Origin of the sequence: Nostoc sp., assembly GCF_036916655.1 — a bacterium.
Classification (GTDB): domain Bacteria; phylum Cyanobacteriota; class Cyanobacteriia; order Cyanobacteriales; family Nostocaceae; genus Nostoc.
On sequence record NZ_JBALFY010000101.1, the window covers coordinates 226,385 to 252,352 of the forward strand.

Consider the following 25,968-nt stretch of genomic DNA (forward strand, 5'->3'; position numbering starts at 1 on the left):
AAAACAACTCCCAAATCTTCAGGGAGTTGTTTTTTTGGTAGGAGGAAAAATTCCGACATTAATTATAACGTGAGTTCGATAAACCTCTCCCTGCCTTGAACTAAAGTTCAAGTCTGTCCCTCTCCGAGTCGGAGAGGGACGGTTTTGCATAGTAAAACCTTCTTAGAGGTCTTTTTTACGGCTAATTAGATAGACACTATATGATTCGTAGAACTCACGTTAATTATAGGTATTTACATACTCCCTAACCCGATTCTTTCCTGTTCGCTTTGCCTCAAGCATCGCTTGATTTGCCCGATTCAGAAAATCCTTAACCGTAATCCCTGGTTCTGATACAGCTATTCCAAAAGAAGCAGTGATGCCTTCAAGGATCTGATCGCCGTCTCGTAATTGCATTTGTTCAATATCTATCCTTAATTGTTCTACTCGCTTCCTAAGCGTTTCTAGTGTCATATTAGGCATCACAATCACAAATTCTTCACCACCCCATCTGCAAGCAATATCAAAGGAGCGAATAGATTTTAACAGTAATTTTGCTAATCCTTGGAGAACAATGTTGGCAGTGATGTGCCCATAGCGCGAGTTGTAAGATTTGAAGTTATCGATATCAAGAAAAATAATACTAAGAGGTTGTCCCGAACGTTCAGCTTCAGCTAACCTTTGTTCTGTTATACTCTGCATATAGCTTTGGTTGAATAGTTGGGTCATCCCATCCCGCAAGTTATCATGAGTTAGGCGTTGTTTTATCGATAAATTATTCAGTGCAATACCTAAAGTTCTAGCAATAATCTCAATAATTTGTTGATCTTCTGGACTAATTTCTTCAAGCGCATCGATGTGTAAGATCCCAACTAATTCGCCTTGTGCAAACAATGGAACACACAAATGTATACCGCTAACTGGCTGTATTAAGTGACTGCATATTATTCCTGAATTACGAGGCGATAAAAGATTTAATTTTCCTCTCCGCAATGCCCAACAATCAGATAGTGAAAATATTTCTTTACTGCTTCTTTTACCTCCCCAAAAACTATTCAACTGAACATAATTCTTGGAATTGGAAATGATATAGATAGAACCACTGATATTCGTAAATAGCTTGGAACAAGTTAAAGCAACTACTTTATACACCTCATTTTCAGACTCGCAAGAATAAAGCATATCCGCCATATCTGAGAGATATATAAGTTCTCGTTTTTTTGCCTCTAATTCCAGTGTTTTTTCTGCTAGCTGCCGATTTAGCTCGGTGAGCGATCGCTGTGCTTCTATGGTTTCTGTAATATCAATACTGATCCCACCGATGCGGTTAGCGCCCGTTGCGTAATCCTTAAACGGAAACTTAAACGATAGCCAGTAGCATGGCTGATCGTTACCAGGCATTTTTGCCTCTTCAATCAGCTTCAAGGGGCGTACAGTTTTCAAAACGACTTGATCGTTTTCCATTACTCGCCACCCCTCTTCTGGATCTGGCAAGAATTCACTGTCCGTTTTTCCCAACCATTCTTGTGAATCTACTGAAAATCTAGACTGTAGCTCCTGGTTGTAGTAAAGCACTCTAGATTGCTCATCTTTGATATAGGCTCCAAACGGCCCCTGATCTAGAAATAGCTGTTGCATCTGCTGGCTGCGTTGAAGTTCGCGGATATCTTCTTGAGATTTAGCGATCGCCTTTACAGCTAGATAAGCGGTTGGCGTCAGGTAGAGTAAGGCAGACAAAGAAATAAATGCCATTATATCTAGCACGCCTAAATGTAGCAGCGATACTGGCATATACGGCTCAAAGATCGCCAGTAAATGATGAAATCCGCAGAATAGAACGAATCCACCCGATAAGAAAAAGGCTAGCCAAAACTTAGAAGGGATAGTTGCCTTAGTTTTAGCAAAGAAAACCCCTATGACTGTGGAGATGCCAAAGTATGAAAATGCAGTGATGCCGTGAGCAATTATGCAATTCCAGTAAATAGGCTCCATGCTGATCTGATATTAAAATTTCATCCGTCTCACTATAATTCTGGGTAGCCTCAAGATGTAAGGATAGAAAGGATGATTTCAGTACCTCATGCCTCAGTTTTACAAAAGTTATCATAGTAACTTTCTAAACGGCTACTCATGTCATCCCCTTACCAACCTGACTTACCAAGTGATTGAGTTCGGGCAAAATCAGTTTTTCCATCGCCAGTCGCACCGCATTACTAGAACCAGGAAGCGAGAAAATTAATTTATCTTGATAAACACCAGCAACAGCGCGAGAAGCGATCGCCCGCGAACCAATTTCTTGATAACTTAAAAAACGAAATAACTCACCAAATCCCGGCAAAGTCTTCTCCAGTAACTTCTCAATGGCATCATAAGTGGTATCTCTTGGTGCAATACCTGTACCACCATTGAAAATTACAGCATCCAAATTTGCACTTTTACCCAGATTTTCTATCTGCCCTTGAATTTGTGTTGGTTCATCTTTGATAATCGTGTAGCCTCCCACAGTATGGTTAGCACCAAGAAGTAACTGCTGAATTAGCTGGCCACTTTTGTCTGTTTCAAAAGTGCGTGTATCGCTAACAGTAACCACAGCACAAGTTACCGTAATTATCGGCGAATCTGGGTGGGGTTGTGGCGTCATAAGTCAGTCCTGAACGTTTGAGCGTGGATATTGGGCATCGGGAATAGCGCATTGGGTATGACAATAATTAAGCTAATCAGCATTCAAGTTGCATAATCAGGGCGGGCAAGATGCCCACCCCACAAGAGATTGAGAAAATTTTAATATGCAAATTAGATGTGTTTTAGCTTACCGATGCCCTATGCCCTATGCCTCATTTTTGCTCAGTCCCAGATCGTTTTCTTCAGCATATCGCTCCATGAAGCGTATAAAGCGATCCCATTCTTGAACAGATTTCATCACGTAAAGTGCTTCTAATTCTTCCGGTTTCCCGTTGACAAATTTAGCCTTGACTTCGCGGGTAATTATCTCTCCTTCTTCGTCAATCAAGTACATCCCGGTAATATCTTCGGTGCTACCTTGATCTAAAATCTTTGGATTCGTAAAAATAAATGTTGCTGTGCCACTATCGCCACTGCGCGATCGCGTCAAGCGCACATCTGGAGTTACTTCTTCGTCAAGACCTCTAGAAAACTGGATTTTCGCCATGATAAATGAATTTAAACTTTGGTGATGGTTAATTTAATATTCTCTCATCAATTAGAACACCACGGTCTAGAGGCTATTGTTATTCTTTTTTTGGTATATATACTTAGGCTAGTACCACAAGGCGGAATTAAAAATTAAAAATTAAAAATCAATACAACGTAAGCGTTTCATTGATTTGGAATGGATGGTTTATTTACGCCGTTCTGTACTAGTTATTTTTCTAGTAACAAAGTTACGGGACCATCGTTTTCAATTGTCACTTGCATCATTGCACCAAATTGACCTGTTTCCACCTGCAAACTGCTAGCTCTTAATTTGCTAACAAAACGATTATACAAATCTTCTGCTGATTGGGGAGCCGCTGAACGGTCAAAAGAAGGACGGCGACCTTTGCTACAGTCACCATAAAGCGTAAACTGACTAACTACCAACAAATCGCCGCCAATTTCTTGTACAGATTTTTGCCAACGGTCATCTTTTTCGTCAGGAAATAGCCGCAATTCTAAGCACTTCCGCACCATCCAGTCGATTTCAGCATCAGTGTCGGTATTAGCAATACCTACAAGTAAATTTAGCCCCCGCCCAATTTTGCCGATAATTTCACCATTAACTGTAACTTGAGATGATTTAACTCGCTGGATAACAACACGCATTTTAATCAGAACGCTTAAAATTGATGGCAAAGCCATTAAGAATGCATTCCCAGGTTCCACCTGGGAACGAGTAGTAAACTTCCCACTCCTAACTTTTATTTGCCAAAGCCTTTACCGCGAGAGGTTGAAGGTAGACAAATACAGTTTTCGAGTTGACTGATTAAAGCCTCACGATCTAAATTTTGACCAATCAGCACTAGCTGATTTTTCAATTTACCTTGCCATTCATCATCATCCAAGGTAAAGCGTTTACCGCAAAGGTGGAAAATATGACGCTTCGGACTTTCATCAAACCACATAATACCCTTGGCTCGGAAGATATTTGAGGGTAGTTGGTTATCTAAGAAATACTGAAACTTCCTGATAGAAAAAGGCTTGTCACTTTGGAAAGAGATGGAAGTAAAACCATCATTTTCTAAATGATCGGAATGATGGTGATGATCGTGGTGATCGTGGTCATGGTCGTGATGATCGTGACCGCATGTTGAGTGGTCGTGGTCGTGATGGTCATGATCGTGATGGTCGTGTTCATCCACCACTGTGTCAAAATATTTATCTGACTCAAACAGACCAACACTGAGAATTAAAGGAAGTGGAACTTGCGATCGCGTTGCGCGAATGATTCTCGCTCCTTCCTTAACTTCATTAATTTTTCTTTCTAATTCCTTCAAAGTGGCTTCATCAACCAAATCAGCCTTGTTCAGCACAATCACATCACCATAAGCAATCTGGCTGTACGCTGCCTCAGAGTTAAATAAATCTAGGCTGTAATTCGCCGCGTCTACCACGGTAATAATCGAATCCAAACGGGTTAAATCCCGTAATTCTGTGCCCAGAAATGTTAAAGCGACTGGGAGCGGATCTGCCAATCCAGTTGTTTCCACTACGAGATAATCTAGATTTTCTTGGCGTTCTAAAACTTTGTAAACTGCATCTACTAAATCATTATTAATAGTGCAGCAGATACAACCATTATTTAGTTCCACCATGTTCTCACCAGTGGAAACAATTAGCTCGTTGTCGATGCCGATTTCACCAAATTCATTCACGAGAACAGCGGTTTTTAAACCCTGTTGGTTGTTGAGGATATGATTAAGTAAAGTCGTCTTACCACTACCGAGGAAACCCGTAATAATTGTTACTGGCATTCCTTGTTTAGGCGTATCCATTGCGGAAGATTCGGGTGTAACTGCTGATTGCATAGCGCTGTTATCAAATAGTCAAAAAATAGTAATGTAGCGGAAATAGTCCAGAAAACACTAGCATAGGGATGCTGGACTGTCATCCCAGCTGCCTTACCCTATTATTACGTATCTCCTTATTTCAGCATTACTCTGTTATGACCCTAACCCTTTACAATACCCTCACCCGTCGTCAAGAACCGTTTGAAACAGTCGAACCAGGCAAGGTTAAGATGTATTACTGCGGCGTGACGGTGTACGACTACTGCCATTTGGGTCATGCTAGAGCTTGCATCGTTTGGGATGTAGTGCGCCGATATCTCCAGTTTATCGGTTATGAAGTCCGATATATCCAAAATTTTACCGATATTGATGACAAGATTCTGAATCGAGCCTGTGTTGAACATTCATCAATGGAAGTTGTAGCCGATCGCTTCATCAAAGCATATTTTGAGGATATGGCGCGCCTGGGAATCAAGGAAGCTGACGAATATCCCCGCGCTACCCACACAATGAATGGCATTCAGCGGTTAATTCATGAATTGGAAAATAAAGGTTTTGCTTACCCTGCTGACGGCGATGTGTATTATGCAGTACGGCAGTTTGCTGAGTATGGCAAGCTTTCGGGACGCAAGTTAGAAGATATGCAGGCGGGGAAAAGCGATCGCGTCAACGTCGAAGATCCAGAATATCAGAAAAAGAAAGATCCCTTTGATTTTGCTTTGTGGAAAGCAGCAAAACCAGGAGAACCAGCTTGGGAATCACCTTGGGGCGCAGGTCGTCCGGGGTGGCATATAGAATGCTCGGCAATGGTGCGCGATCGCCTGGGTGATACCATAGATATTCATGCTGGTGGTGCTGACTTAATTTTTCCCCACCACGAAAACGAAATTGCCCAATCTGAGGCTGTAACCGGAAAACCCTTAGCAAGTTACTGGTTACATAACGGCATGGTAAAGGTAGATGGTGAAAAAATGTCCAAATCTTTGGGCAACTTTACCACTATTCGAGAATTGCTGGATCGAGGAGTTGACCCGATGGCAGTACGGTTATTCGTGCTGACTGCTCAATATCGTACACCCATTGATTTTACCGACGAAGCGATCGCCGCAGCAACCAACGGTTGGCACACCATTAAAGAAGGCTTACTCTTCGGCTATCAATATGGCAAAAAACTAGGATGGGATTTAGGGACTGGGGACTGGGGACTAGGGACTGGGAAGATCCCAATACCCAGTACCCAATACCCAGTACCCAATCCCTATCTTGAACGCTTCCAAGAAAGTGTAAATAACGACTTTAATTTTCCCGGTGGATTAACAGTATTGTTTGAATTAGCCAAAGAACTGCGCCGTGAGGGAAATATTCTTGTGCATGAAGGGAAAACCGAAACGTCACCACAGGAGTTACATCGGCAATGGCAAACACTCGTTACATTAGCTAGAGTCTTGGGTTTAGAAGCCGAGATAGAAACCGAAACTCACACGAGTAATGGTTTAAGCGATGCGGAAATTGAGGCGAAAATTCAGCACAGGCAAGAAGCACGTCAAGCTAAAAATTTTGCCGAAAGCGATCGCATTCGTGACGAACTCCAGGCAGAAGGTATTACGCTAATTGATAGCCGTGATGGCACACGCTGGCACCGGAATTAAATTTTAAATTCTTATGTGGATTACTCTAAAAAAAGCGATCGCTAGTTTCGATATTCCCGCTGATTGGATTGGTATTAGAGCCGTAAAGGAAACTTCTACTACCCGTTTCGTCCGTGACGCCTTACCCCAACTAAACGGCAAATCCTTCACTGCTGGAGCCATGCTGGAAGTTTTGGTTAATGGCAGTCTGGGTTATGCAGCTACTAACTCTCTGGAACTATCTTCCTTGCAAGCGGCTGCTCAAACAGCCTATAAACAGGCACTAGCAGCCAGTGAATGGTGGATACATCCCTTCCATGAAAGTGAGCGTCCGAAAGTCGTTGGTGAATATAAATCGCCATTTCTGGAACCATTAGATGCTCTGAGTCCGGGAGGAATCAACGATTTACTAATTCGGATTTGCCAAACGCTGAAAGTTGACGACAAGATTGTGCAAACCATAGCTAGTGCTAGCACAACCGAGAGAGAATCTTGGTTTGTCAGCAGCAACGGCTCAGAAGTCTATCAAAAAATACTATCTATAGGCACTAATTACGGAGCCACTGCCCAAGATGGAGCAATTGTACAGCAGCGCAGCAACAACGGCTCCCAAGCAAACTGCTACCAAGGCGGACTCGAACTATTAAAACAAGAAAACTTATGGCATCGGGTGCGGCAAATTGGCGAACAAGCAGTAGAACTCTTGACAGCAGAAGAATGCCCAACCACCCGTACCAATTTAGTTTTAGCCCCAGATCAAATGATGCTGCAAATCCATGAAAGTGTCGGGCATCCCCTAGAAATTGACCGAATTTTGGGAGATGAGCGTAACTATGCTGGAGGTAGCTTCGTTAATAAAAGTGATTTTGGCAACCTAGCTTATGGTTCGCCACTGATGAACATTACCTTTGATCCCACCGTGCCTGGTGAATTTGCTAGCTACGGCTTTGATGATACGGGTACTGTCGCAACACGAGAGTATTTGGTTAAAGAAGGTGTACTGCAACGGGGTTTAGGCAGTCTGGAAAGTCAAGCAAGATCTGGTGTAGCAGGAGTTGCCTGTGCCCGTGCTTCCTCATGGAATCGGCCAGCGATCGATCGCATGGGTAACTTGAATTTAGAGCCTCTCAATGGTACTTTTGAAGACATTATTGGCGGGATAGATCACGGCGTTTACATGGAATCTAACCGTTCTTGGTCAATTGACGATCGCCGCTACAAATTCCAATTTGGTTGTGAGTACGCTAAATTAATTGAAAACGGTAAACTTACCAAAACCCTCCGTAATCCTAACTATCGCGCCACAACACCAGAGTTTTGGCATAGTCTAATTAAAGTCGGAGATGCGACAAACTGGCAAATGTATGGTACTCCTTATTGTGGTAAAGGAGAACCAAACCAGGCCATTTGGGTAGGACACGGTTCACCTGTCTGTGTATTTGCTAACGTCGAAGTTTTTGGCGGAGGAACTTAGATAATTCGTAATGACGCTCTCTACGAGACGCTAAAAGCGAACGCGGACTCGCTACCGCTGCGCTAACGTAATTCGTAATTGCGTCATCCCATCTACCTATTCCCTATTAATATTTAATATCCATGAAAATTGAGGAATTATCTGCATTAGAAGTCAGCTTTAATCGACTGATTGAAAGTTTGCTGATCAAAAAAGCAGAAGATGAACAATTTACTGTGAGACTCAGCAGTGAAATCAGTCAATTTACTCGTTTTAATCATGCGAAAGTGCGACAAACTGGTTGTGTTGCAGATGGTTGGATCGAACTAACTTTGATGAAAGAACAGCGCAACAGTGTTCAGCAGTTTCCCTTTACTGGAAATTGGGAGGTAGACTGGCAGTTAGCATATACCGCTTTGCAGGAATTACGCGACGAACTTATTCTACTACCCATCGATCCATATCTAGTTTTGCCATCAGGAAATAATACTAGTCGAGAAATAAATTCTGGAAATTTATTGGCGGCTGAGGCAGTAGTACCAACGGTGCTAGAACTAGTTGCTGAATTGGATTTTACTGGGATATATGCAGGGGGAGTAGTAATTAAAGCTTATGGTGATTCTAGCGGTCAAAAACACTGGTTTGCGACTGATTCTTTTACCTTAGATTATTCTCTATTCTCCACATCTGGACAAGCCGTTAAAGGCACATTTGCCGGGAGTGATTGGGATGAATCTGCTTATATCGCCAAAATTAGCGAAGCGAAAAAACAACTAGAATTGCTTGCTCGTCCAGTTAAAGAATTGCCACGGGGACAGTACAAAACTTACTTTGCACCTGCTGCTGTTGCAGATTTATTATTGATGCTTTCTTGGGGATCTGTGAGCGAAGCTGATATTCAGCAAGGAAACAGTTCTTTAGCTGCTCTATGGCGTAAAGAAAAACAGCTTTCCCCTGCATTTAATTTGAAAGAAAACTTTCAACGGGGATTAGTACCACGCTTTAATGAATTGGGAGAAATAGCAGCACCAGAGTTACCTGTAATAGAAAAAGGATATTTGGTAAATACTTTGGTGAATTCTCGGACTGCTAAGGAATATCAAAAAATTGCCAACGGCGCTAATAGTTCAGAGACTTTACGAGCGCCAGAAGTGAGTCCAGGAAATTTAGTATTTGAGCAGATTCTTCCGAGTTTGGATACAGGATTATATGTATCGAATTTGCATTACTTAAATTGGAGCGATCGCCACACTGGTAGAATCACAGGTATGACTCGTTATGCTTGTTTTTGGGTGGAAAATGGAGAAATTGTTGCCCCCATTGAAAACTTGCGTTTTGATGAAAGTCTTTATCGCTTCTGGGGAGAAAACTTAGTCGATTTGACCACTTTTCAAGAATTCATTCCCGAAGTAGGAACTTATGAAAGTCGCCAACTTGGAGGTAGTTTAGTTCCTGGTATGTTGGTGGAAGATTTTACATATACTTTGTAATTAGGTGTTGAATAGCTAAAAAACATCTATATGAATTCAACACAACTCTTGTGGGGTGGGCATCTTGCTCGCCCTATGCAATTTAAATATGGAACAGCTTACCAGATAGCTTCCCAAAAAGTCTTCATTCATAAAAATATTTGGGTTAAGCAGTAGCGAAACCCAACCGATAATTTTCCCCATCTTTCGTTAAAACCTCTATCTTTTTTTGCCAGGAGGTGAATTACGCTGGGTGAGGTTATCAATTTGCAGTTGTTGCCGTCCATTGGTGACAATTCGCAACATCTCTTTGAGATCCTGCTCAATATTTCCCAAAAGTCCATCGGCATATTGATCGGCACCATCTTCAATTTCTTGAGCCTGAGCGATCGCAGTTTGTCGCATCATCTCTAACTCTTGCTGACAAGCATACCGCTTACGTTCAATCTCAGCGAGGGTTTCTTGCATTATTCCCTCACACTCTTGTTGCACTTGTCGCCGCAGTTGTTCAGCTTCTTGTTCCGCCTGGTGAATGATATCGCTTTCAGCTAAAATTTGCGCTCTTTTTGCTTGTGCAGCCTCAACAACCTGCTGTCCATACCCTTCCGCTTCCAGCAAAATTTCGTCCTTTTGCTCAAGAACTGCTGCTGCTTCTTGAAAAAGTGATGGTAAAGCCAGCCTGATGTAATCAAGCTGATCCAGGAACTTTTCTTCATCGATGAGCGTGCGTCCCGTCAGCGGAATCCTGAGACTAGAGAGAACTATTTCCTCTAGGCGGTTGAGTTCTTGTTGAATATCTATGCTTCCCTCTCCACCGAGATATTCTTGAGGGGGGGGATTGCTTCCGTTGAGATTGGGTTCAACATTGGAGATTTCTGATTGTAGCATTGGTATATATCCAGGGCAATGTGTGGGGGAACGAGATGATCGATAGAGCCACCAAACCTTGCAATCTCTTTTACCACACTACTACTTAAAAAACTATATTCATTTGAGGTTGCAAGAAAAACTGTTTCTATTTCGGTAGAAAGAGTTTTATTGGTGTGAGCCATTTGCAGTTCCACTTCAAAATCTGACACAGCCCGTAAACCCCGCAGCAAAACTTGTGCTTGTTGCATTTGAGCGTAGTTGACAGTAAGACCATCAAAGCTGTCTACTTCTACATTCGATAAATGTTGTGTAGAATGACGTATCTGATCTAGCCGTTGCTCCACACTAAAAAGTGGCATCTTGTTGGGGTTCCGCAGTACAGCGACAATCACCCGCTCAAACAGCCGGCTACCGCGCTGGATGAGGTCAAGGTGTCCCAAGGTGATGGGGTCGAAGCTACCAGGATAAATAGCGATCACAATTTTAAATATATCAAAGTTGTTTAGGTGATTATATCGAAACCGTTTTGTGTAACTTACTCAAATCTACCATCTTGCGCTCTGAGTAAGGATGCTAAATTCAATTGTTTTAGTGGCACAAGTTATGCTCAACTAGGCATTAGGAACTAGACTCCTAAATCTGGATACGGCATTTTTACCTACATCGCCACAATATTGTGGAGAATTCAAGGGTAGTTCCAGTATTCGAGATGCAATAAACTCCGTACTTAGCAAAGTACGCGGGTAGTTAACGAACTCTTCTAGGTAATTTTTCATGGCACTGGATTTTTCCACCTTGCCTTTGGCATTTCAATTTGCTTCACCAGGCCCGATTCTGGTGAAATTAGATTTAGATATACTAGGTATCCATTTAAGTATTCGTTGGTATGGCTTATTGATTGCCACAGCAGTATTAATTGGCGTTATCCTTTCCCAGGAATTGGCAAAGCGCCGTAATGTTAATCCTGAGTTGCTAGGCGATTTATTCTTTTGGTTATTGATTGGGGCAATTCCTAGCGCACGACTATATTATGTTTTGTTTGAATGGCCAAAATATGCCCCAACTCCAGAAAAAATCTTTGCAATCTGGGAAGGAGGTATTGCCATTCACGGAGCTATTCTGGGTGGCGTTGTGGCTGCGTTAATCTTTGCCAAAATCAAGCAGGTTTCTTTTTGGCAACTGGCAGATTTAGTAGCGCCTTCGCTGATTTTAGGGCAAGCGATCGGACGTTGGGGCAATTTCTTTAATTCTGAAGCTTTTGGCGATCCCACTGATTTACCCTGGAAGCTCTATATTCCACCAGATCGTCGTCCTCTAGACTATGCTAGTTTCGATTATTTTCATCCCACCTTCCTCTACGAATCTCTGTGGGATTTAATGGTGTTTACGCTACTAATAACGTTGTTTTTCCGGTCTTTATCCGGTAAGCCACGCCTGAAGGTAGGCACACTATTTCTAGTTTACTGGCCAGCCTATAGCTTAGGACGCTTATGGATTGAAGGCTTTCGCACTGATAGCTTGATGCTGGGGCCATTAAAAATGGCACAAGTAGTTAGTAGTCTAGGAATTTTATTGGGATTAGTTGGATTAGCTTGGCTTTACTTACTCAAACGCCCTTTACCTGATGTAGTTCCTACTCTTAAGGGAAATGGGGAGAGTGGGAGATGAGGGAGCAATCAATTCAAAATTCAAAATGACGCTCGCAGACTCGCTAACGCTGCGCTAACAAAATTCAAAATTAAAGAACTTCTGCCCAATGCCCAAAAATAAAAAATGCCCCAGAGTATTCTCTAGGGCTTAACCAGGGTGCATCTACCATTACTATCTACTAGGGAAAGAAGATGAATCCGGAAAGATACTGAAGAATTTGCCACAAAACTTTTTTGAGGGATTGCCGTGTGTTCTTTTAAAAGTGAATATACAGAAGACTGTAGTGATAAAAAAACACTATATGCTTTAGATCCATCTGTGTATATTGTGGGAGCGGGGCCTGGAGATCCTGATTTATTAACGGTGAAGGCGCAGAAACTACTGGCTGCTGCTGATGTGATTTTATTTGCTGACTCTTTAATACCCGAACAAATTTTAGAACTTTGTCGAGAAGATGCGGAGATCATTAGAACTGCGAATCAAACTTTAGAAGAGATTTTGCCAATTATGATTGATAGGGTGCGATCGCAGCAAAAATCTCTAGTCCGTCTCCATTCCGGCGATCCTAGTCTCTACAGCGCCATCCACGAGCAAATGCACCTCCTCGCAGAGGCAAATATTCCTTTTGAAGTCATACCAGGTATCAGCGCCTTTCAAGCTGCTGCTGCCAAACTCAAAATAGAACTAACTGTTCCTGGTTTAGTCCAAACCATCATCTTGACACGCATCAGTGGACGTACAGAAGTCCCCGCCACTGAAGAATTAGCTTCTCTTGCAGCACATCGGGCTAGCCTCTGCCTGTATTTGAGTGCGCGTCATGTCGAAAATGCCCAAGCCAAACTACTCGAACATTACTCAGCCGAAACCCTGATTGCGATTTGCTTTCGCATTGGCTGGCCTGATGAAAAAATCAAGGTTGTCCCTCTGAATCAAATGGCGGAATGTACTCATAAAGAAAAACTAATTCGCACTACACTTTATATAATCAGTCCAGCACTTTCGACAACAACAGGGCGATCGCGTTTATATCATCCCGAACATAGTCATCTATTTCGCTCATCTCATAACTAAGTGTTGGGCATGGGGCATTGAAAAGAGGCAGAGGGGCGGGGTGCGGGGGGCGGAGGGGAAAAAAACTCTTCTCCCTTGCATCCCCCTCATCTCCCCATTGCCTCTGCGGTTAGATAAACTTAACAATGTCAATAAAATTCAAAATCCCAATCCGGTATTATGCCTTTAATTAAAGTGCAAACTTCTGCATCTGCTCCTGAAAAAGCTGAAATTGAGTCGCTGCTTTTAAACCTATCAGCCAAGTTGGCGAAACATTTGGGAAAACCAGAATCTTATGTCATGACTGCTTTTGAACCAGGAATCCCCATGACTTTTGCAGGAAATACTGATCCAGTTTGCTACATTGAAATTAAAAGCATCGGTACGATGAAGCCAGATCAAACCGCAGCAATGAGTCAGGACTTTTGCCAGCAGATTAACCAAACTCTAGGCGTGTCGAAAAATCGCATTTACATCGAGTTTGCAGATGCTAAGGGGGCAATGTGGGGCTGGAATGGCACAACCTTTGGTTAATTAACCATCTTCTTAGGTCAAGACTAAGTTAATCTGGCAGGTGTAGTATAGAGATTCAGCATCAACTCGTGATTTTTTATGTCTGCTACGCCTCTTGTATCTCCGATTGACTCACAAAACCCAGAAAAATCAGCATTAATCCCTCCCTTACTAGGTGCAACCGTTGCCGAGTTAACTACTTGGGTGCAGCAGCAGGGACAACCTGCTTACAGAGGCAAGCAGCTGCATGAATGGATCTATGACAAGGGGGTGCGATCGCTAGCTGATATTTCTGTCTTCCCTAAGCAATGGCGTGCAGAATTAGCAGAAATCCCGATTGGGCGCTCAATCTTACATTACCGCTCTGAGGCTCCCGATGGTACAGTCAAATATCTTTTACAATTAACAGACGGGCAAATTATTGAAACTGTAGGTATTCCCACCTTCGCAGAAAGGGGAGAAGGCCCGAAAGCCCGGCTGACAGTTTGTGTTTCTACTCAAGTGGGTTGCCCAATGGCGTGTGATTTCTGCGCTACTGGGAAGGGAGGCTACAAACGCAACCTAGCACGGCACGAAATTGTCGATCAGGTGTTGACTGTGCAAGAAGATTTTCAGCAACGGGTTAGCAATGTAGTGTTTATGGGACTTGGTGAACCGTTGTTGAATACTGAGAATGTTTTAGCAGCTTTGAAATCTCTTAATCAAGATGTCGGTATTGGGCAGCGATCGCTGACAGTTTCTACAGTTGGGATTCGCGATCGCATCCGTCAGTTCGCAGAAAATAATTTGCAAATCACTCTGGCTGTAAGTCTCCACGCACCCAATCAGGCACTACGAGAAAAACTTATCCCCAGCGCCCGCGCTTATCCTTTAGAAGATTTGCTGGCTGAGTGTCGAGAATATGTAGAAATCACTGGCCGCCGGGTTACTTTTGAGTACGTTCTTCTCGCTGGTGTTAATGATTTACCAGAACATGCATTAGAACTTTCAAAATGCCTGCGAGGATTCCAAAGTCATGTAAATTTGATTCCCTACAATCCCATTCAAGAAGTAGACTACAAACGCCCCAACCGCGATCGCATTCAAGCATTTGTCAACGTCCTTAAGCAGCAAAATACTGCTGTTAGTGTCCGTTATTCTCGTGGTTTAGAAGCTGATGCTGCTTGTGGGCAATTGAGAGCAAGTAAAAATTAAACTTGTTGCAGTCAATTCTATGAATGAATATCAAACCGCAGATAAACAGAGATATGTCTTCAGATACATCTCTGTTTATCTATGGCGTAAAACCGCTTGAGATCCCTTTGTTAACTTACCCACCGCAGGTAGATTTACGGTAATCCGGCAAACCATGTAAAAAATTTAAATATATAATTTAATTAAGATAAATGTCTAAAAAGCAAGAGTTTTATGAAAAGTCAAGAGAATGCAGTGGATATAACCTTGATTTAGAAAGCTATTCCCAACGCACTAATATTTAGAACACGTCACCAACTGAAGAATGTTGGCGTAGTCAGCCGTAAGTATCGCGTAAGCCCATAACGGTAAATAAGACATTAGCTTCAGTTAACTATTGCAAGCCCCTGTATTTATGTATAGGGAAATTATATTGGCATTTTAAAGGTTTAGCGATCGCTCAACCCAACCTATAACAATTGAGGAAATAATTATATGTTGAATCGCTTATCGTTGCTTAAAGTATGGCTACCATTGATTGTACTTGCCAAAGCTTTATCGATTAATTTTCCTGCATCTGCACAAATAATTCAAACAAATCCCCAACCAATAATTCGGACGAATCCCCAACAAATAATTCGGACGACTCCCCAGACGCAAGATTTGCCTCAAGAAAGACTCAGACAACAGCAAGAGGAGCGAAATCAGCAAACACAAGAACGAATGAACGAAACATGGCTACGGCAAAATTCTCAACAACCACAACAACAGATAATACAACAGCAAGAATTTACACGACAACGGCAAGAAATATTGCGTCAGCAACAATTGAGACTACAACAGGAAGAAACAAGACTACAACAGCAAGACTTTTCACAACAGCAACAACTGAGAATACAACAGCAACAACTCAGACAAGATCAACAAATTAGACAACAGCAACAATTCAGGTTACAAGAACAGATCCGACAGCAACAACTCAGACAATAGAATAATCTGTAAAGTATTTAAAATTTCTGACAAGTAACTTTATTATTAGAAATTAGAGAATATTTTCTCTAATTTTTAATTTTTATTATCTAGCGCTGTGCATAAATTCCTGGTGCATAAGCCTCAATTACTTTGCCAGTGCGAGTGCAACTAATCATCAAGTAGTCACAAGTAGAGCATTGTGTTCGGGTTAATTGACTATCAGAAATATAATAACGTTCTGCTTGGCTGCCACAATTTGGGCAGTAAATCTTTTGTACTGTCTGCATTTTAAAATCCCTGGTTGTAATTTATTTTTTATGTGAGAAAACTGCCAGTTAAAGTAGAAAAAATTTTGGTTTGACCCAACTTAACAAACGACTTTAATATTGGCTAATTATTTTAAACAAAATTTCAGATTTGAAAAAACTCCGATTTCTCTTTATAGTATCTTATAATTTCAGTGATTTTATCCTCTTACTTTAGGTACATAAATTATTTTTTAATTAAATGCCGCTTAGATATTCACTGATCCCTATGACGAATGCTTTGAGAGAGGCTTATTTATAGTCATCTTAGACAGATACAAAAAAGAGCCGTTCTTGTATTCAAAAATTAAACTACAGAAAATACTGTATATTTAGTAACAAAATATTTATCTTAAGGATTAGTTAATATTTGCTGGCAAGATTTATGAGGTGAAATTCCGGTGTGAAAATTTAATCAAAATTACCATAGTTACGAGATACCGTAAATTTACGGTATTTACACATCTTAAATTCTCGCAGACAACCTTAACAGAATCCTCTGCGAGAGTGATACGAATAATTGATCAAGCTAGTTTTAAGGGTGTGTAGTAAGGACTTTAGCCCTTACTACAAACTTGTTTATTCATACATAAATTGGAATTTTACAGACTACTAATCTCCTCAAGCAGGATGAAAATAATCGTAAATTTCTTGAGCTAAACGCGGCCCAATTCCTGCTACTTCAGCGAGTTGTGTGGTTGTCGCTTGCCGAATATAGTCAACTGAGCGAAAATGTCCTAGTAGCTGCTTTTGTCGATGATGTCCCAAGCCAGGAATTTCATCTAAACGCGATCGCTTCAATTTATCACTACGCTGTTGACGATGGAAACTCACTGCAAACCGATGCGCTTCATCCCGCAGTCGCCGCAATAACTGTACTCCCGGTTGTTCTGCATCAGTTGGCAAGGGTTTAGATTCTCCCGGTAAAAAAATCTCTTCTCGCTGCTTTGCTAAACTCACAACTCGCAAGTCTTCTAATAAATTCATCTCTTGCAAAACGGCGACAACCGATGATAACTGACCTTTACCACCATCAATCATGATTAAATCCGGCCAGTCAGGATTACCCAAACGCGCTAATTGCTGATCTTCGGCATATTTACGGAACCGCCGTTGGATAACTTCAGCCAGACTAGCAAAATCATCTGAATGTCCTGCTGTTACCGTCGGATTTTTGATTTTATAGTGACGATAGTGCTGTTTTGCAGGTAATCCGTCGATAAACACAACTTGCGAAGCGACAGCATTTGACCCTTGGATATGGGAAATGTCATAACCTTCGATGCGGTGAGGTACATCAGGTAAATCGAGAATGGTAGCTAAATCTTGCATTGATTGGTGATTGCGATCGCCAAATTTTTGCATTCTTTGCAATTCATACTGAGCATTTCGCTCTACCATCTCAATTAATTCTGCCTTAGTTTGCCGCAAAGGAGTCAAAATTGTGACTTTTTTGCCTTTGCGTTGAGTTAAGACATCCGCCAATATCTCCGCATCTGGTAAATCATGCTGCACCAGAATTTCTAAAGGTATTTCCACCGAGTCAGCAGTTTGGTAATGTTCTTCTAAAGCTCGTTGTAAAATAGCTCCTGGTTCTGCATGAGCATCCGCCACAAAGGCTAAACGTCCCACCAATTGACCAGCGCGAATCTGGAATAGTTGAATGCAGGCGTGTTGTTCGTCGGCTGCCAGTGCGATCGCATCCCGTGAAACAGTATCATCTGGTAAGGATACTTTTTGGTCGGCTGTCAGCGACTTTAACCCAGAAATTTGATCGCGAATCCGCGCGGCTGACTCAAAATTCAAGTTCTCGGCGGCTGCGTTCATCTGTTGGGTCAAAATATCAATCAATTCCTGAGTTCGCCCTTGAAATACCATCGCTATTTTTTGCACAATTTTGCGATATTCTTCTGGTGAAGTCAGCTTTTGGCACACACCCGGACAGCGCCCCAAATCATAATTCAAGCAAGGACGGTCTTTAAAAAGTGGTTGAGGTCGTTGTCGCTGGGGAAAGATCCGCTTGCAGATGCGGACAATTTCTCGTAATAAACCAGCATCAGTATAAGGCCCGTAAAATTTATCCTTTTCTTTGCCGAATTGGCGCTTACGGGTGATAAAAATTCGCGGATAATCTTCTGACCAAGTGATGCAGAGATAGGGATATTTTTTATCATCTTTGAGCAACACATTGAAATATGGCTGGTGCTGCTTGATCAAATTGGCTTCTAGGGCTAAAGCTTCGGCTTCAGTATCAGTGACAATGAATTCAATTTCTGTCACCAACTTGACCATCGTGGCGATACGTTCACTCTTGTTGTAGCCATCCCGGAAATAGGAACGGACACGCGATCGCAACTTACGTGATTTACCTATATATATAATGCGATCGCTCCTGTCCCGCATGAAATAAACCCCCGGTTCCGGTGGAATTTCGGCTAGACGATTTTCCAGTCGTTCCGGCTCTTTAACCAGTGGTAGTATTTGAGTAGATATTGTCACAACCAAAATTAGGTAATCTTTCTCTATTTTAAGAAAAATTGTTTTTTCGTGCCGATTTAACAGACTATTTATGAAGTAAAGATGAAATAGCCATCAAAAACTGCATACGCCAGAACAGATTAAAGAGGGATTGGGGACTGGGGAGAATAATAACTCTTAACTCAGCACTCTTAACTTCTAAGTCAGGTAGACCTTTAGCCTGCACAAAAATAAGTCTGCTGTAGCTACTTTTGCAGCTTTCCGCAGGCTGAAGTTTCCCAGCTAGAAACTTGTCAGAAAACTTATCGCAAGCATAAAAATTTTGGAGTCAACAAGAGTTTATCTAGCTGCGACAGTTCTTGACTGCTACTGTCAGAATAAAAACTTTGCTTTTTCAATATATTATTAACTTTTTTAAATTGATAATACAGCAGATTTTAGGTAAATGAGGTACAAAATTTCATAAAAAAGCCATATACCAAGAGACTTTCAAATCTGTTCCCTATTCCCTGCTGTATTTTATTATCTGGAGCGTTCCGTTTTAAATAGTAATATTTTTTGTGTTGATTTATCTTTATTTTTAAATAAATAATGCTTATATAAATAACAGATAAAATCTTTGTCAATTGGCAATATTTATGTTTATTTATTGAATTTATAATATTAAGCGAATTAACGGATTGAGTTCTTGAAATTTACGATTATGATTGAAAACATAGTTATTATAATGATTTCAAACAAGAGCTAGACCATGAATTTACAAGATTTTGAATTACAGTATCGTGAGGCTATGGCTGAAACTCTCAATGAACTACAAACAGCAGTTTTATTGTTAGCGCAAGTACAACAAAAAATTTCAACTATTGGTAGTTCCGTACAAACTCTTAGTGAGCGCGTTGAAGAGTTTATTGCTGACCAAAAAGCAGAATAAATGCACACTTAACAGAAAAGCTTATCTGTGGTGACAAGTAAATTGTTCTTCAATTGTAAGGATGAGATCCTTAAGTTTTAAGGGTTTGACAAAATAGCTACGTGCGCCCAAACTCAGAGCTAGTTCTTTATCTGCTTTAAAAGCAAAGGCTGAAACTACAATGATCGGTATTTTTGATAAATCAGGTTTTTGCTGGACTTGTTTTAAGAGTGAGTAACCGTCAATATCTGGTAACTTCAAGTCTAACAACATCAAATCTGGCTCAAATTTCTCTATAGTTGAGAAAAAAGTAGAGCCTTCTGATAAGCTCTGGACTTCGTACCCACAGTGACTTAGATAGTCACTAAGTAACATCCGATTGAGATCATGATCTTCGACTAGCAAAATTCGTCTAACTTTATGTGACCGCAATGGCTTATCTCTCATTGAGTAATTGTGCCGTCATTGCTATCTATTATCTGATAATTTTAAGTAAAAGCCAACAATTATTACCCTAAACTTAAACCTAGTGTATTTCAATAATGAAACGAATAGAAATCTGACTTATGTAATCTAGTCAAAAATATGAATAGATTAAATTCAATCGTACTACAATAATTGAAAATTAATACAATGAAGTATAAATTAATCAAAAATTAAGCTTTTTTTACGAGCTTTATCTAAGTTGTGATTTTAAATCAATGACTACTTTTAAACATGGAACTACCAATAGCGTATGAGTAAAAACACTTAAATACTACTGAAAACAACGGTATATAAATTGTCTTTATAAAACAGTTTGTATCTGGATGTTCGGTTAATTAATACGATTTTATAAAAGACTTATTACAAATATCTTGATAGGGACATACAGATGTATAATCTTATAACCAACTATTTTTTTGCTTTTGCAAATTTTTTTATAAAAAGTGTAGCCTCAAAAGTAATTATTCATCAAAAAAGGGAGCTAACTGCTCCCTTTCGTTATTTGTAGTTTTGAACCTGCAATCTTAAATAGATACTTTCTTAAATTTGCGTTGTGTCACAAAAACGCCAGCAACACCCAACAAACCCAGTATTATAGATGGTTCTGGCACTGCTGCGGGAGGCACAACACCTTTGATGCTAACTTCATAGTTGCCACTGTGAGATGCTCCATCAGCACCTACTCCTAAACTGTTTGTTAGCCCACTGTCAGTAGCAGAAAAGCTGTAAAGGAAATCAGTCTTGCCATTATAGGTAACTTTAACAACTTCACTAGCTTGGAATCCATCTTTGAGGAAATTACCCAAGGTTCCTAATAGAGGCGCATAGTAAGTTTTTAAATTTAAGTGACCAGCTAACCCAATTTTAATATCGCCAGTAGTATCATTTTGGTTAACGTAAGAGATATTAGGATCGCTGGAGCGTTGGAAACCATTGATGCCGAAAAACGCATTATAGGCTTGCTGGCGGATGTAGCTGCTAGGGGTAATACTCGGTAGACCTAGTGCCAATTTAATTGTAGATTCATTAGCTGCTAGACCAGCTGCGTCATAAAATTGGCTAAACCAAGTATTTGCAAAGTTATTTGCTCCATAGGCTGTACTCGGTCCTGACGCAGTACTAAACCAATCTGCTGATGTCAGGCTACTCAAAGTAATGCTTTGACCACCAATTTGCCCTGTTAAGCTAGTATTTTTGGTGAAATCAAAATTCGCTTGTTCACTGCTAGCTCGTAACTCTACGTTTCCAGTAGGATTTGCGGCGTTTCCATCCAGTACTTTTTGTACATTTGCGGATTTTGAGGCATCGTCCAAGAGTATGGTACTCTTACCTTGGACATCATAGACTGAATAATCATTTGCTGCTGTTCCACCAATAGTAGCGCCGGTGAGTGTTCCAGCCTGTGCTGGTACAGTGGCAAGAGCGCTCACACCAATAGCCATTGAGGCACCAATTACAAGTTTCTGGAAAGTCATTTTCATTGTTTTTAAGTCTCTGTCAGTTTGGAAGTTAAGTTTTAAACTACTGCCGTTTTTAGGCTTGGGTTGTCTTGACTACAGGCTTTTTGGCAATACAGTTGCTTAAAAACACAAACTGTATTGTTAACCATCTTTAGTATCTCAGCGCACAAACCCAGTTTAAGAAACATGAAGACCTAATTGGGTAAAGTTATTGCTGATTATCAATAAAAAAATGACGAATCTTTCGATTTTTTTATAAGTCTAATTACATATTTAGGCAGAAATACTATGTATTTAAAAGTACTATGATCTATTTTGAGTTTAGTATAATACGGAGATTCGTAGGAACGCATATCAATACGGCGTAGATTTTGCCATTTCTCTCCAATTTGCTGCGCCGATCTCAAAAGTCTCTTTGCCGAAGCACTGAGTATGGTCAACTTAAGCTGAAACTCCTTTAAAACCTCGTTTCCGGCCAGAGTCGGGAAATGCAACTCAAAAGCGGCTCTGCCGCGAGTTCGAGAGGCGGAGCCTCAAAGACGAGCATTCCCAGTCGGAGACTGGGAACGAGGCAATCTAAAAACTAGTTCTAGACTTGCTTTCACGTTAAGTTAACGTGTGGTTTATTTAGGCCGTGCTGTACTAGTACAACACGGTCTAAATAAATCACCCACTCCAAATCAATGAAATGCTTACGCTATATTCATTTTTAATTTTTAATTTTTAATTTTTAATTCCGCCTTGCGGTACTAGTTCCTATTTCAATGAAGAAACTCGGCAATTCTTTCTACAGCAGTTTCTAACAAAGGTGGCTCATGTACTAAGGCAAAACGCACATATCCTTCTCCAGATTTGCCAAAGCCTGCACCTGGAGAAGCGGCTACACCAGTTTGTTTGACTAGTTGGGTACAAAATTCTATGGAGTTTTGACTCCAATGTGAAGGCAATTTTGCCCAAATGTACATTGTGGCTTGGGGAGTAGGAACATTCCAGCCAATGTTGTGTAAAGCATTGATGAAAGCATCACGCCGATTCTGGAAGGTAGCGACGGCAGATTTGACGCCAGCTTGTGGGCCAGTTAGGGCAGCGATCGCACCATTCAAAATTCCCCGATACTGATTAAAATCAACGGCGGCTTTTACCTGGCGTAAGGCGTTAATTAACTGGGCATTACCGATGGCGTAGCCAATGCGGAAGCCGCCCATATTATAGGACTTGGAAAGGGTGAAAAATTCAATGGAGACGCTTTTCTCTGGATCGGCTTGCAGAATTGAAGGAACTAGGGATTTTGGATTTTGGATTTTGGATTTTGGATTGGGAGAAGAATCTGCCCAGTCCTGACTCTCCCCAAATACCAAATCTACGTAGGGGAAATCGTGAACCAGCACGAGATTGTGTTGCTGACAGAAGGCGACAGCTTCTTGGAAGAAAGATAAAGGTGCGATCGCAGCCGTGGGATTATGAGGATAACTTAATACCATCATCCGCGACTGGGCTAAGACTGGGGCAGGAATATCAGCAAACACTGGTAAAAAGCTGTTTTCTGCCAGTAGTGGCATTGGGTAGATTTGACCACTGGCTAGATGAACTCCCCCAGCATGAGAGGGATAACCTGGATCGAGCAACAGGGCAAAATCTCCGGGATTGAGTATTGCTAGAGGTAAATGGGCTGTGCCTTCTTGAGAACCAATTAAAGGTAGTACCTCAGTTTGAGGATCGACTTTGATGCCAAACTTTTGTTCGTACCAGTTGGCTGCGGCTTCGCGAAATCCTTGAGTACCGTTAAATAACAGATAGCCGTGGGTGCTGCGATCGCTAAGAGACTGGGCGATCGCCTCAATTACATGAGCCTCGGCTGGTAAATCAGAAGACCCCAATGACAAATCAATTATCTGTCGTCCAGATGCCAAAGCGACTGCCTTGGCTCTGTCCATATCAGCAAATACATTTGATTGTAGGGGTTGTAAACGTTTTGCAAACTGCATATTAGTCATTAGTCATTGGTCATTGGTCATTTGGTATGGACTATGAACTATTGACTAATTAGTATTTAAGTGAGTATCTAGGAGAGCTAGTAATTTCTCTTTGCCGATGACTCCCTCGGTGGATATCAAAACTTCTTGACCTTGAAATAGTCTGAGGGCGGGTACGCCTTCAACTTGGTACTGCTTAACAGTGAGTGGGTTGGGGTCAATTTCCATTTTAACGACTTTGAGGCGATCGCTATATTGGTTAGCAGCTGAGTTAATTAGGGGCGACATCAATTGACAAGGCCCACACCAGGAAGCCCAAAAATAAACTAATACAGGCTGCTCGGCTTTTAACACTTCAGTTTCAAAATCAGCATCGGTTATGGTGATTACAGCCTTACTCATTGCAGTCTCCATCAGGTGGCGATCAAAGTTGGCACACACAATACTTTATCCCAAAGTCGTCAATAGTCCATAGTCAATAGCAAATAACTAATGACGTAAAATCCCACAGCCGACAGGTGTGGGACTAGTTCAAATAAATTTTCTACCAATTTTACAATTGATCCAATTGCTTGCGTAGGGAATCCAACTCGGCATCAACCACCTCATTAGACTTAGGATTAGGAGCAGGGGTTTGTTGTTGCGGTGGCAGTTGGGCTTGATTTTGGGGAGCTGCGGGTGGTAACAGTTGCGCTTTCAAAGCTGCTAATTCATCATCCACATCGCTACTACCTTCCAAGCGGGCAAATTGGCTTTCTAAATCTGCTCCTGCTAATTCTCCTGCTGACTGGGCACGGGCTTCTTGCATCAAGACTTTTTCTTCCATCCGCTCAAAGGCAGACATGGCACTGCTGGTATTCATCCCACTTACCATGTTTTGGAGTTGCTCTTGGGCTTTGGCAGTGGTGATTCTCGCTCTCAGCATTTCTTTCTTAGTCTTAGCCTCAGAAATTTTGCTTTCCAGCTGGATTAAGTTGCGCTTGAGGGTTTCAACCTGAGTGCTTTGGGTATCTAAACTAGCTTTGAGGGCAGCACTGGTATCCGTATAAGTCTTCTTGCGTTCTAAAGCTTGTCGTGCTAGATTTTCATCACCTTTTTGCAGCGCTAGTTGGGCATTGCGTTGCCACTTATTGATTTCATTTTGAGCATCGCTGTACTGTTTCTCACTGCGTTTTTGCGCGGCGATGGTCTGGGCGACTCCCTGACGCAGCTGCACCAAGTCTTCCTGCATTTCCAGGATGGCTTGCTCTAGCATTTTTTCGGGGTCTTCAGCTTTGTTAACTAGGTCGTTGAGGTTAGAACTAACTACTCGCTTAATGCGATCGAATAATCCCATAACTTTGTTTTTCCTTGTGTAATTTACGCTTTTTGTTGGACAGTTAGCTTTTTTACTTTTTTATAGCTACCTATTTCAATGTAATCTTTCCAGTTTGAATCAGTATCTCCTCACAACTCCTAATTGTTAAGATATGCCAAATCGGGGTAATTAGTCGAACTTCAAGAAGAGGCTCTTTGCAGGGGGAAAAGGAGCAGGGCTAAATGATCCAAGCTTTGAGCCGACAAGCGTTGTATGGGTCTGATTCCCCCACTTCTACTAAGTGGTTCCCGAACAGGGAGGGGTCAAATCCCCTTTCTACCCTCTTTCTGCCCCCTGCTCCCTGCCCCCTACCCCCTGCCTCCTACTCCCTGCCTCTTTTTCAAGAGTCCTGAGTTTTGGGTAACTGCTGTTGGGGAGGCTGCGCTGTCTTTTGGCTCTCCTGGGTAAGGAGACTTTCGTGCTGTGTGCTTTCTGCCTGGTTGAGAACTTGTACCTTCATCGCTGCCAATTCGGTATCTACATTATTAGATTCCAAAGAAGTAAATTGTGTTTCCAAGTCGTCGCTACTAAGTTGAGCTATGGCTTCTGATTGAGCTTCTATCTGTAAAACTTTTTCTTCCATCCGCTCAAAGGCACTCAGACTGCTAGTGGTAGAAGTTGTGCCGAGCATTTCCTGGAGGCGATAAGATGCTTCAGCAGAACGAGCGCGAGCAATATACATATCTTTTTTAGTTTTCGCCTCAGCAATTTTTAACTCTAGCGATCGCATATCCTTTTTTAGCCTAACTACTATCTCGTTTTGCTGCTCTATCTGGGAAAATAAGGCTGTAGTGGTTTCTTTATAGGCTTGGCGCTTAGTCAATGCTTCGCGTGCTAGAGGTTCGCTGCCTTGTTGTAGCGCCAATTGGGCACGACGATACCATTCTTCTGTTTGAGACTGGGCAGCCGCCGCCTGGCGTTCAGTGCGTTTCTGGGTAGCGATCGCTTGTGCAACACCCTGCCGCAACTGCATCAGATTTTCCTGCATCTCCAGAACAGCTTGCTCCAAAATCTTTTCTGGATCTTCTGCACCACTAATCAAACTATTGAAATTAGCGCGAATCACCCGCAGAATACGGTTGATTAATTCCATGTCGGCTCTCCATTCACGAAATCCAAATCCAGTAGTGAGTATTGAGTGGTGAGTGCTGAGTAATGAATTTAGTTATAGAGTGCTGAATGCCCAACTAAAATCTTGAGTATAAGAATTTTTGTCGTAGGGTCGTCAACAAATAA

23 protein-coding genes and 1 pseudogene are annotated in these 25,968 nt (G+C 41.6%); 9 read left to right on the plus strand and 15 right to left on the minus strand.

Annotation, left to right across the window (positions count from 1 at the left end; all coding sequences use genetic code 11):
- Nucleotides 1-219: 219 nt before the first annotated feature.
- The 5 genes from V7L31_RS28420 to V7L31_RS28440 form a co-directional block, all read right to left on the minus strand.
- Nucleotides 220-1,971 carry a sensor domain-containing diguanylate cyclase gene (locus V7L31_RS28420; protein ID WP_334699315.1) on the minus strand — a complete coding sequence of 584 codons (1,752 nt, stop codon included), beginning with the start codon at nucleotides 1,969-1,971 and terminating at the stop codon, nucleotides 220-222.
- 136 nt (nucleotides 1,972-2,107) lie between these two features.
- Nucleotides 2,108-2,620: a MogA/MoaB family molybdenum cofactor biosynthesis protein gene (locus V7L31_RS28425; protein ID WP_334699316.1), complete on the minus strand. Its 513-nt coding sequence runs from the start codon at nucleotides 2,618-2,620 to the stop codon at nucleotides 2,108-2,110.
- Nucleotides 2,621-2,806: 186 nt separating this feature from the next.
- The gene (gene psb28, locus V7L31_RS28430) at nucleotides 2,807-3,148 is read right to left on the minus strand and encodes a photosystem II reaction center protein Psb28 (protein WP_292853702.1); all 342 of its coding nucleotides are present in this window, start codon (nucleotides 3,146-3,148) and stop codon (nucleotides 2,807-2,809) included.
- A gap of 212 nt (nucleotides 3,149-3,360) precedes the next feature.
- Nucleotides 3,361-3,801 carry a D-aminoacyl-tRNA deacylase gene (gene dtd, locus V7L31_RS28435; RefSeq protein ID WP_334699395.1) on the minus strand — a complete coding sequence of 147 codons (441 nt, stop codon included), beginning with the start codon at nucleotides 3,799-3,801 and terminating at the stop codon, nucleotides 3,361-3,363.
- Nucleotides 3,802-3,896: 95 nt separating this feature from the next.
- Nucleotides 3,897-5,003 (minus strand): CobW family GTP-binding protein, encoded by a 1,107-nt coding sequence (locus tag V7L31_RS28440; protein WP_334699317.1) that lies wholly within the window; start codon nucleotides 5,001-5,003, stop codon nucleotides 3,897-3,899.
- Nucleotides 5,004-5,140: 137 nt separating this feature from the next.
- On the opposite strand from V7L31_RS28440, the gene cysS reads away from it, so the two are divergent.
- The 3 genes from cysS (at nucleotide 5,141) to V7L31_RS28455 (ending at nucleotide 9,556) form a co-directional block, all read left to right on the plus strand.
- Nucleotides 5,141-6,634, plus strand: a complete 1,494-nt coding sequence (gene cysS / locus V7L31_RS28445; RefSeq protein ID WP_334699318.1) for a cysteine--tRNA ligase — start codon at nucleotides 5,141-5,143, stop codon at nucleotides 6,632-6,634.
- 13 nt (nucleotides 6,635-6,647) lie between these two features.
- A complete protein-coding gene (locus V7L31_RS28450) occupies nucleotides 6,648-8,087 on the plus strand; it encodes a TldD/PmbA family protein (RefSeq protein WP_334699319.1) in 1,440 nt (479 codons plus the stop codon).
- Nucleotides 8,088-8,209: 122 nt separating this feature from the next.
- Complete coding sequence (locus tag V7L31_RS28455; protein ID WP_334699320.1) at nucleotides 8,210-9,556, plus strand: TldD/PmbA family protein; 1,347 nt, start codon at nucleotides 8,210-8,212, stop codon at nucleotides 9,554-9,556.
- 198 nt (nucleotides 9,557-9,754) lie between these two features.
- Here the strand turns inward: V7L31_RS28455 and V7L31_RS28460 are convergent, their stop codons facing one another.
- Both V7L31_RS28460 and coaD read right to left on the minus strand, forming a co-directional pair.
- Entirely contained in the window at nucleotides 9,755-10,423 is a 669-nt protein-coding gene (locus V7L31_RS28460; RefSeq protein ID WP_334699321.1) for a DivIVA domain-containing protein, read from the minus strand.
- Nucleotides 10,333-10,884, minus strand: a complete 552-nt coding sequence (gene coaD, locus V7L31_RS28465; protein ID WP_334699322.1) for a pantetheine-phosphate adenylyltransferase — start codon at nucleotides 10,882-10,884, stop codon at nucleotides 10,333-10,335. The genes V7L31_RS28460 and coaD overlap by 91 nt, the downstream gene beginning before the upstream one ends.
- Nucleotides 10,885-11,179: 295 nt before the next feature.
- Between coaD and lgt the strand changes: the two genes are divergently transcribed.
- The 5 genes from lgt (at nucleotide 11,180) to V7L31_RS28490 (ending at nucleotide 15,781) form a co-directional block, all read left to right on the plus strand.
- Nucleotides 11,180-12,073, plus strand: a complete 894-nt coding sequence (gene lgt, locus V7L31_RS28470; protein ID WP_334699323.1) for a prolipoprotein diacylglyceryl transferase — start codon at nucleotides 11,180-11,182, stop codon at nucleotides 12,071-12,073.
- A 228-nt stretch (nucleotides 12,074-12,301) separates the two neighbouring features.
- Nucleotides 12,302-13,126 carry a precorrin-4 C(11)-methyltransferase gene (gene cobM, locus V7L31_RS28475; protein ID WP_334699324.1) on the plus strand — a complete coding sequence of 275 codons (825 nt, stop codon included), beginning with the start codon at nucleotides 12,302-12,304 and terminating at the stop codon, nucleotides 13,124-13,126.
- Nucleotides 13,127-13,285: 159 nt separating this feature from the next.
- Nucleotides 13,286-13,639, plus strand: a complete 354-nt coding sequence (locus V7L31_RS28480) for a phenylpyruvate tautomerase MIF-related protein (protein ID WP_334699325.1) — start codon at nucleotides 13,286-13,288, stop codon at nucleotides 13,637-13,639.
- Between the two features lie 78 nt (nucleotides 13,640-13,717).
- Nucleotides 13,718-14,812, plus strand: a complete 1,095-nt coding sequence (rlmN, locus tag V7L31_RS28485; RefSeq protein ID WP_334699326.1) for a 23S rRNA (adenine(2503)-C(2))-methyltransferase RlmN — start codon at nucleotides 13,718-13,720, stop codon at nucleotides 14,810-14,812.
- A gap of 474 nt (nucleotides 14,813-15,286) precedes the next feature.
- Entirely contained in the window at nucleotides 15,287-15,781 is a 495-nt protein-coding gene (locus tag V7L31_RS28490) for a hypothetical protein (RefSeq protein WP_334699327.1), read from the plus strand.
- An 89-nt stretch (nucleotides 15,782-15,870) separates the two neighbouring features.
- Here the strand turns inward: V7L31_RS28490 and V7L31_RS28495 are convergent, their stop codons facing one another.
- Together V7L31_RS28495 and uvrC are read right to left on the minus strand one after the other, a co-directional pair.
- Nucleotides 15,871-16,050: a replication restart DNA helicase PriA gene (locus V7L31_RS28495; protein ID WP_292853714.1), complete on the minus strand. Its 180-nt coding sequence runs from the start codon at nucleotides 16,048-16,050 to the stop codon at nucleotides 15,871-15,873.
- A gap of 639 nt (nucleotides 16,051-16,689) precedes the next feature.
- Nucleotides 16,690-18,567, minus strand: coding sequence for an excinuclease ABC subunit UvrC (gene uvrC / locus V7L31_RS28500; protein WP_334699328.1), 1,878 nt, complete (start codon nucleotides 18,565-18,567; stop codon nucleotides 16,690-16,692).
- 730 nt (nucleotides 18,568-19,297) lie between these two features.
- Here uvrC and V7L31_RS28505 point away from each other — a divergent pair.
- The gene (locus tag V7L31_RS28505; RefSeq protein WP_334699329.1) at nucleotides 19,298-19,477 is read left to right on the plus strand and encodes a hypothetical protein; all 180 of its coding nucleotides are present in this window, start codon (nucleotides 19,298-19,300) and stop codon (nucleotides 19,475-19,477) included.
- Nucleotides 19,478-19,498: 21 nt separating this feature from the next.
- Here the strand turns inward: V7L31_RS28505 and V7L31_RS28510 are convergent.
- The 6 genes and pseudogenes from V7L31_RS28510 to V7L31_RS28535 form a co-directional block, all read right to left on the minus strand.
- Nucleotides 19,499-19,922 (minus strand): annotated as a pseudogene (locus V7L31_RS28510) (response regulator).
- A 544-nt stretch (nucleotides 19,923-20,466) separates the two neighbouring features.
- Nucleotides 20,467-21,423 carry an NF038130 family PEP-CTERM protein gene (locus tag V7L31_RS28515; RefSeq protein WP_334699330.1) on the minus strand — a complete coding sequence of 319 codons (957 nt, stop codon included), beginning with the start codon at nucleotides 21,421-21,423 and terminating at the stop codon, nucleotides 20,467-20,469.
- 740 nt (nucleotides 21,424-22,163) lie between these two features.
- Nucleotides 22,164-23,396: an LL-diaminopimelate aminotransferase gene (locus tag V7L31_RS28520; RefSeq protein ID WP_334699331.1), complete on the minus strand. Its 1,233-nt coding sequence runs from the start codon at nucleotides 23,394-23,396 to the stop codon at nucleotides 22,164-22,166.
- A 45-nt stretch (nucleotides 23,397-23,441) separates the two neighbouring features.
- A complete protein-coding gene (locus tag V7L31_RS28525; RefSeq protein WP_334699332.1) occupies nucleotides 23,442-23,777 on the minus strand; it encodes a thioredoxin family protein in 336 nt (111 codons plus the stop codon).
- A gap of 151 nt (nucleotides 23,778-23,928) precedes the next feature.
- Nucleotides 23,929-24,711 carry a PspA/IM30 family protein gene (locus tag V7L31_RS28530; protein ID WP_334699333.1) on the minus strand — a complete coding sequence of 261 codons (783 nt, stop codon included), beginning with the start codon at nucleotides 24,709-24,711 and terminating at the stop codon, nucleotides 23,929-23,931.
- A 361-nt stretch (nucleotides 24,712-25,072) separates the two neighbouring features.
- Nucleotides 25,073-25,825 (minus strand): PspA/IM30 family protein, encoded by a 753-nt coding sequence (locus V7L31_RS28535; protein WP_334699334.1) that lies wholly within the window; start codon nucleotides 25,823-25,825, stop codon nucleotides 25,073-25,075.
- Nucleotides 25,826-25,968: the final 143 nt, after the last annotated feature.

Excerpts from the sequence above, each read along its gene's own strand:
- V7L31_RS28495 (WP_292853714.1), bottom strand. The coding sequence starts at position 16,050 with ATGCAGACAGTACAAAAGATTTACTGCCCAAATTGTGGCAGCCAAGCA.
- V7L31_RS28515 (WP_334699330.1), bottom strand. The coding sequence starts at position 21,423 with ATGAAAATGACTTTCCAGAAACTTGTAATTGGTGCCTCAATGGCTATT.
- psb28 (WP_292853702.1), bottom strand. The coding sequence starts at position 3,148 with ATGGCGAAAATCCAGTTTTCTAGAGGTCTTGACGAAGAAGTAACTCCA.
- V7L31_RS28455 (WP_334699320.1), top strand. The coding sequence starts at position 8,210 with ATGAAAATTGAGGAATTATCTGCATTAGAAGTCAGCTTTAATCGACTG.
- V7L31_RS28420 (WP_334699315.1), bottom strand. The coding sequence starts at position 1,971 with ATGGAGCCTATTTACTGGAATTGCATAATTGCTCACGGCATCACTGCA.
- V7L31_RS28490 (WP_334699327.1), top strand. The coding sequence starts at position 15,287 with ATGTTGAATCGCTTATCGTTGCTTAAAGTATGGCTACCATTGATTGTA.
- V7L31_RS28440 (WP_334699317.1), bottom strand. The coding sequence starts at position 5,003 with ATGCAATCAGCAGTTACACCCGAATCTTCCGCAATGGATACGCCTAAA.
- V7L31_RS28425 (WP_334699316.1), bottom strand. The coding sequence starts at position 2,620 with ATGACGCCACAACCCCACCCAGATTCGCCGATAATTACGGTAACTTGT.
- V7L31_RS28530 (WP_334699333.1), bottom strand. The coding sequence starts at position 24,711 with ATGGGATTATTCGATCGCATTAAGCGAGTAGTTAGTTCTAACCTCAAC.
- V7L31_RS28505 (WP_334699329.1), top strand. The coding sequence starts at position 19,298 with ATGAATTTACAAGATTTTGAATTACAGTATCGTGAGGCTATGGCTGAA.
- V7L31_RS28480 (WP_334699325.1), top strand. The coding sequence starts at position 13,286 with ATGCCTTTAATTAAAGTGCAAACTTCTGCATCTGCTCCTGAAAAAGCT.
- V7L31_RS28460 (WP_334699321.1), bottom strand. The coding sequence starts at position 10,423 with ATGCTACAATCAGAAATCTCCAATGTTGAACCCAATCTCAACGGAAGC.
- lgt (WP_334699323.1), top strand. The coding sequence starts at position 11,180 with ATGGCACTGGATTTTTCCACCTTGCCTTTGGCATTTCAATTTGCTTCA.
- dtd (WP_334699395.1), bottom strand. The coding sequence starts at position 3,801 with ATGCGTGTTGTTATCCAGCGAGTTAAATCATCTCAAGTTACAGTTAAT.
- V7L31_RS28525 (WP_334699332.1), bottom strand. The coding sequence starts at position 23,777 with ATGAGTAAGGCTGTAATCACCATAACCGATGCTGATTTTGAAACTGAA.
- rlmN (WP_334699326.1), top strand. The coding sequence starts at position 13,718 with ATGTCTGCTACGCCTCTTGTATCTCCGATTGACTCACAAAACCCAGAA.
- cysS (WP_334699318.1), top strand. The coding sequence starts at position 5,141 with ATGACCCTAACCCTTTACAATACCCTCACCCGTCGTCAAGAACCGTTT.
- V7L31_RS28520 (WP_334699331.1), bottom strand. The coding sequence starts at position 23,396 with ATGACTAATATGCAGTTTGCAAAACGTTTACAACCCCTACAATCAAAT.
- V7L31_RS28450 (WP_334699319.1), top strand. The coding sequence starts at position 6,648 with ATGTGGATTACTCTAAAAAAAGCGATCGCTAGTTTCGATATTCCCGCT.
- V7L31_RS28535 (WP_334699334.1), bottom strand. The coding sequence starts at position 25,825 with ATGGAATTAATCAACCGTATTCTGCGGGTGATTCGCGCTAATTTCAAT.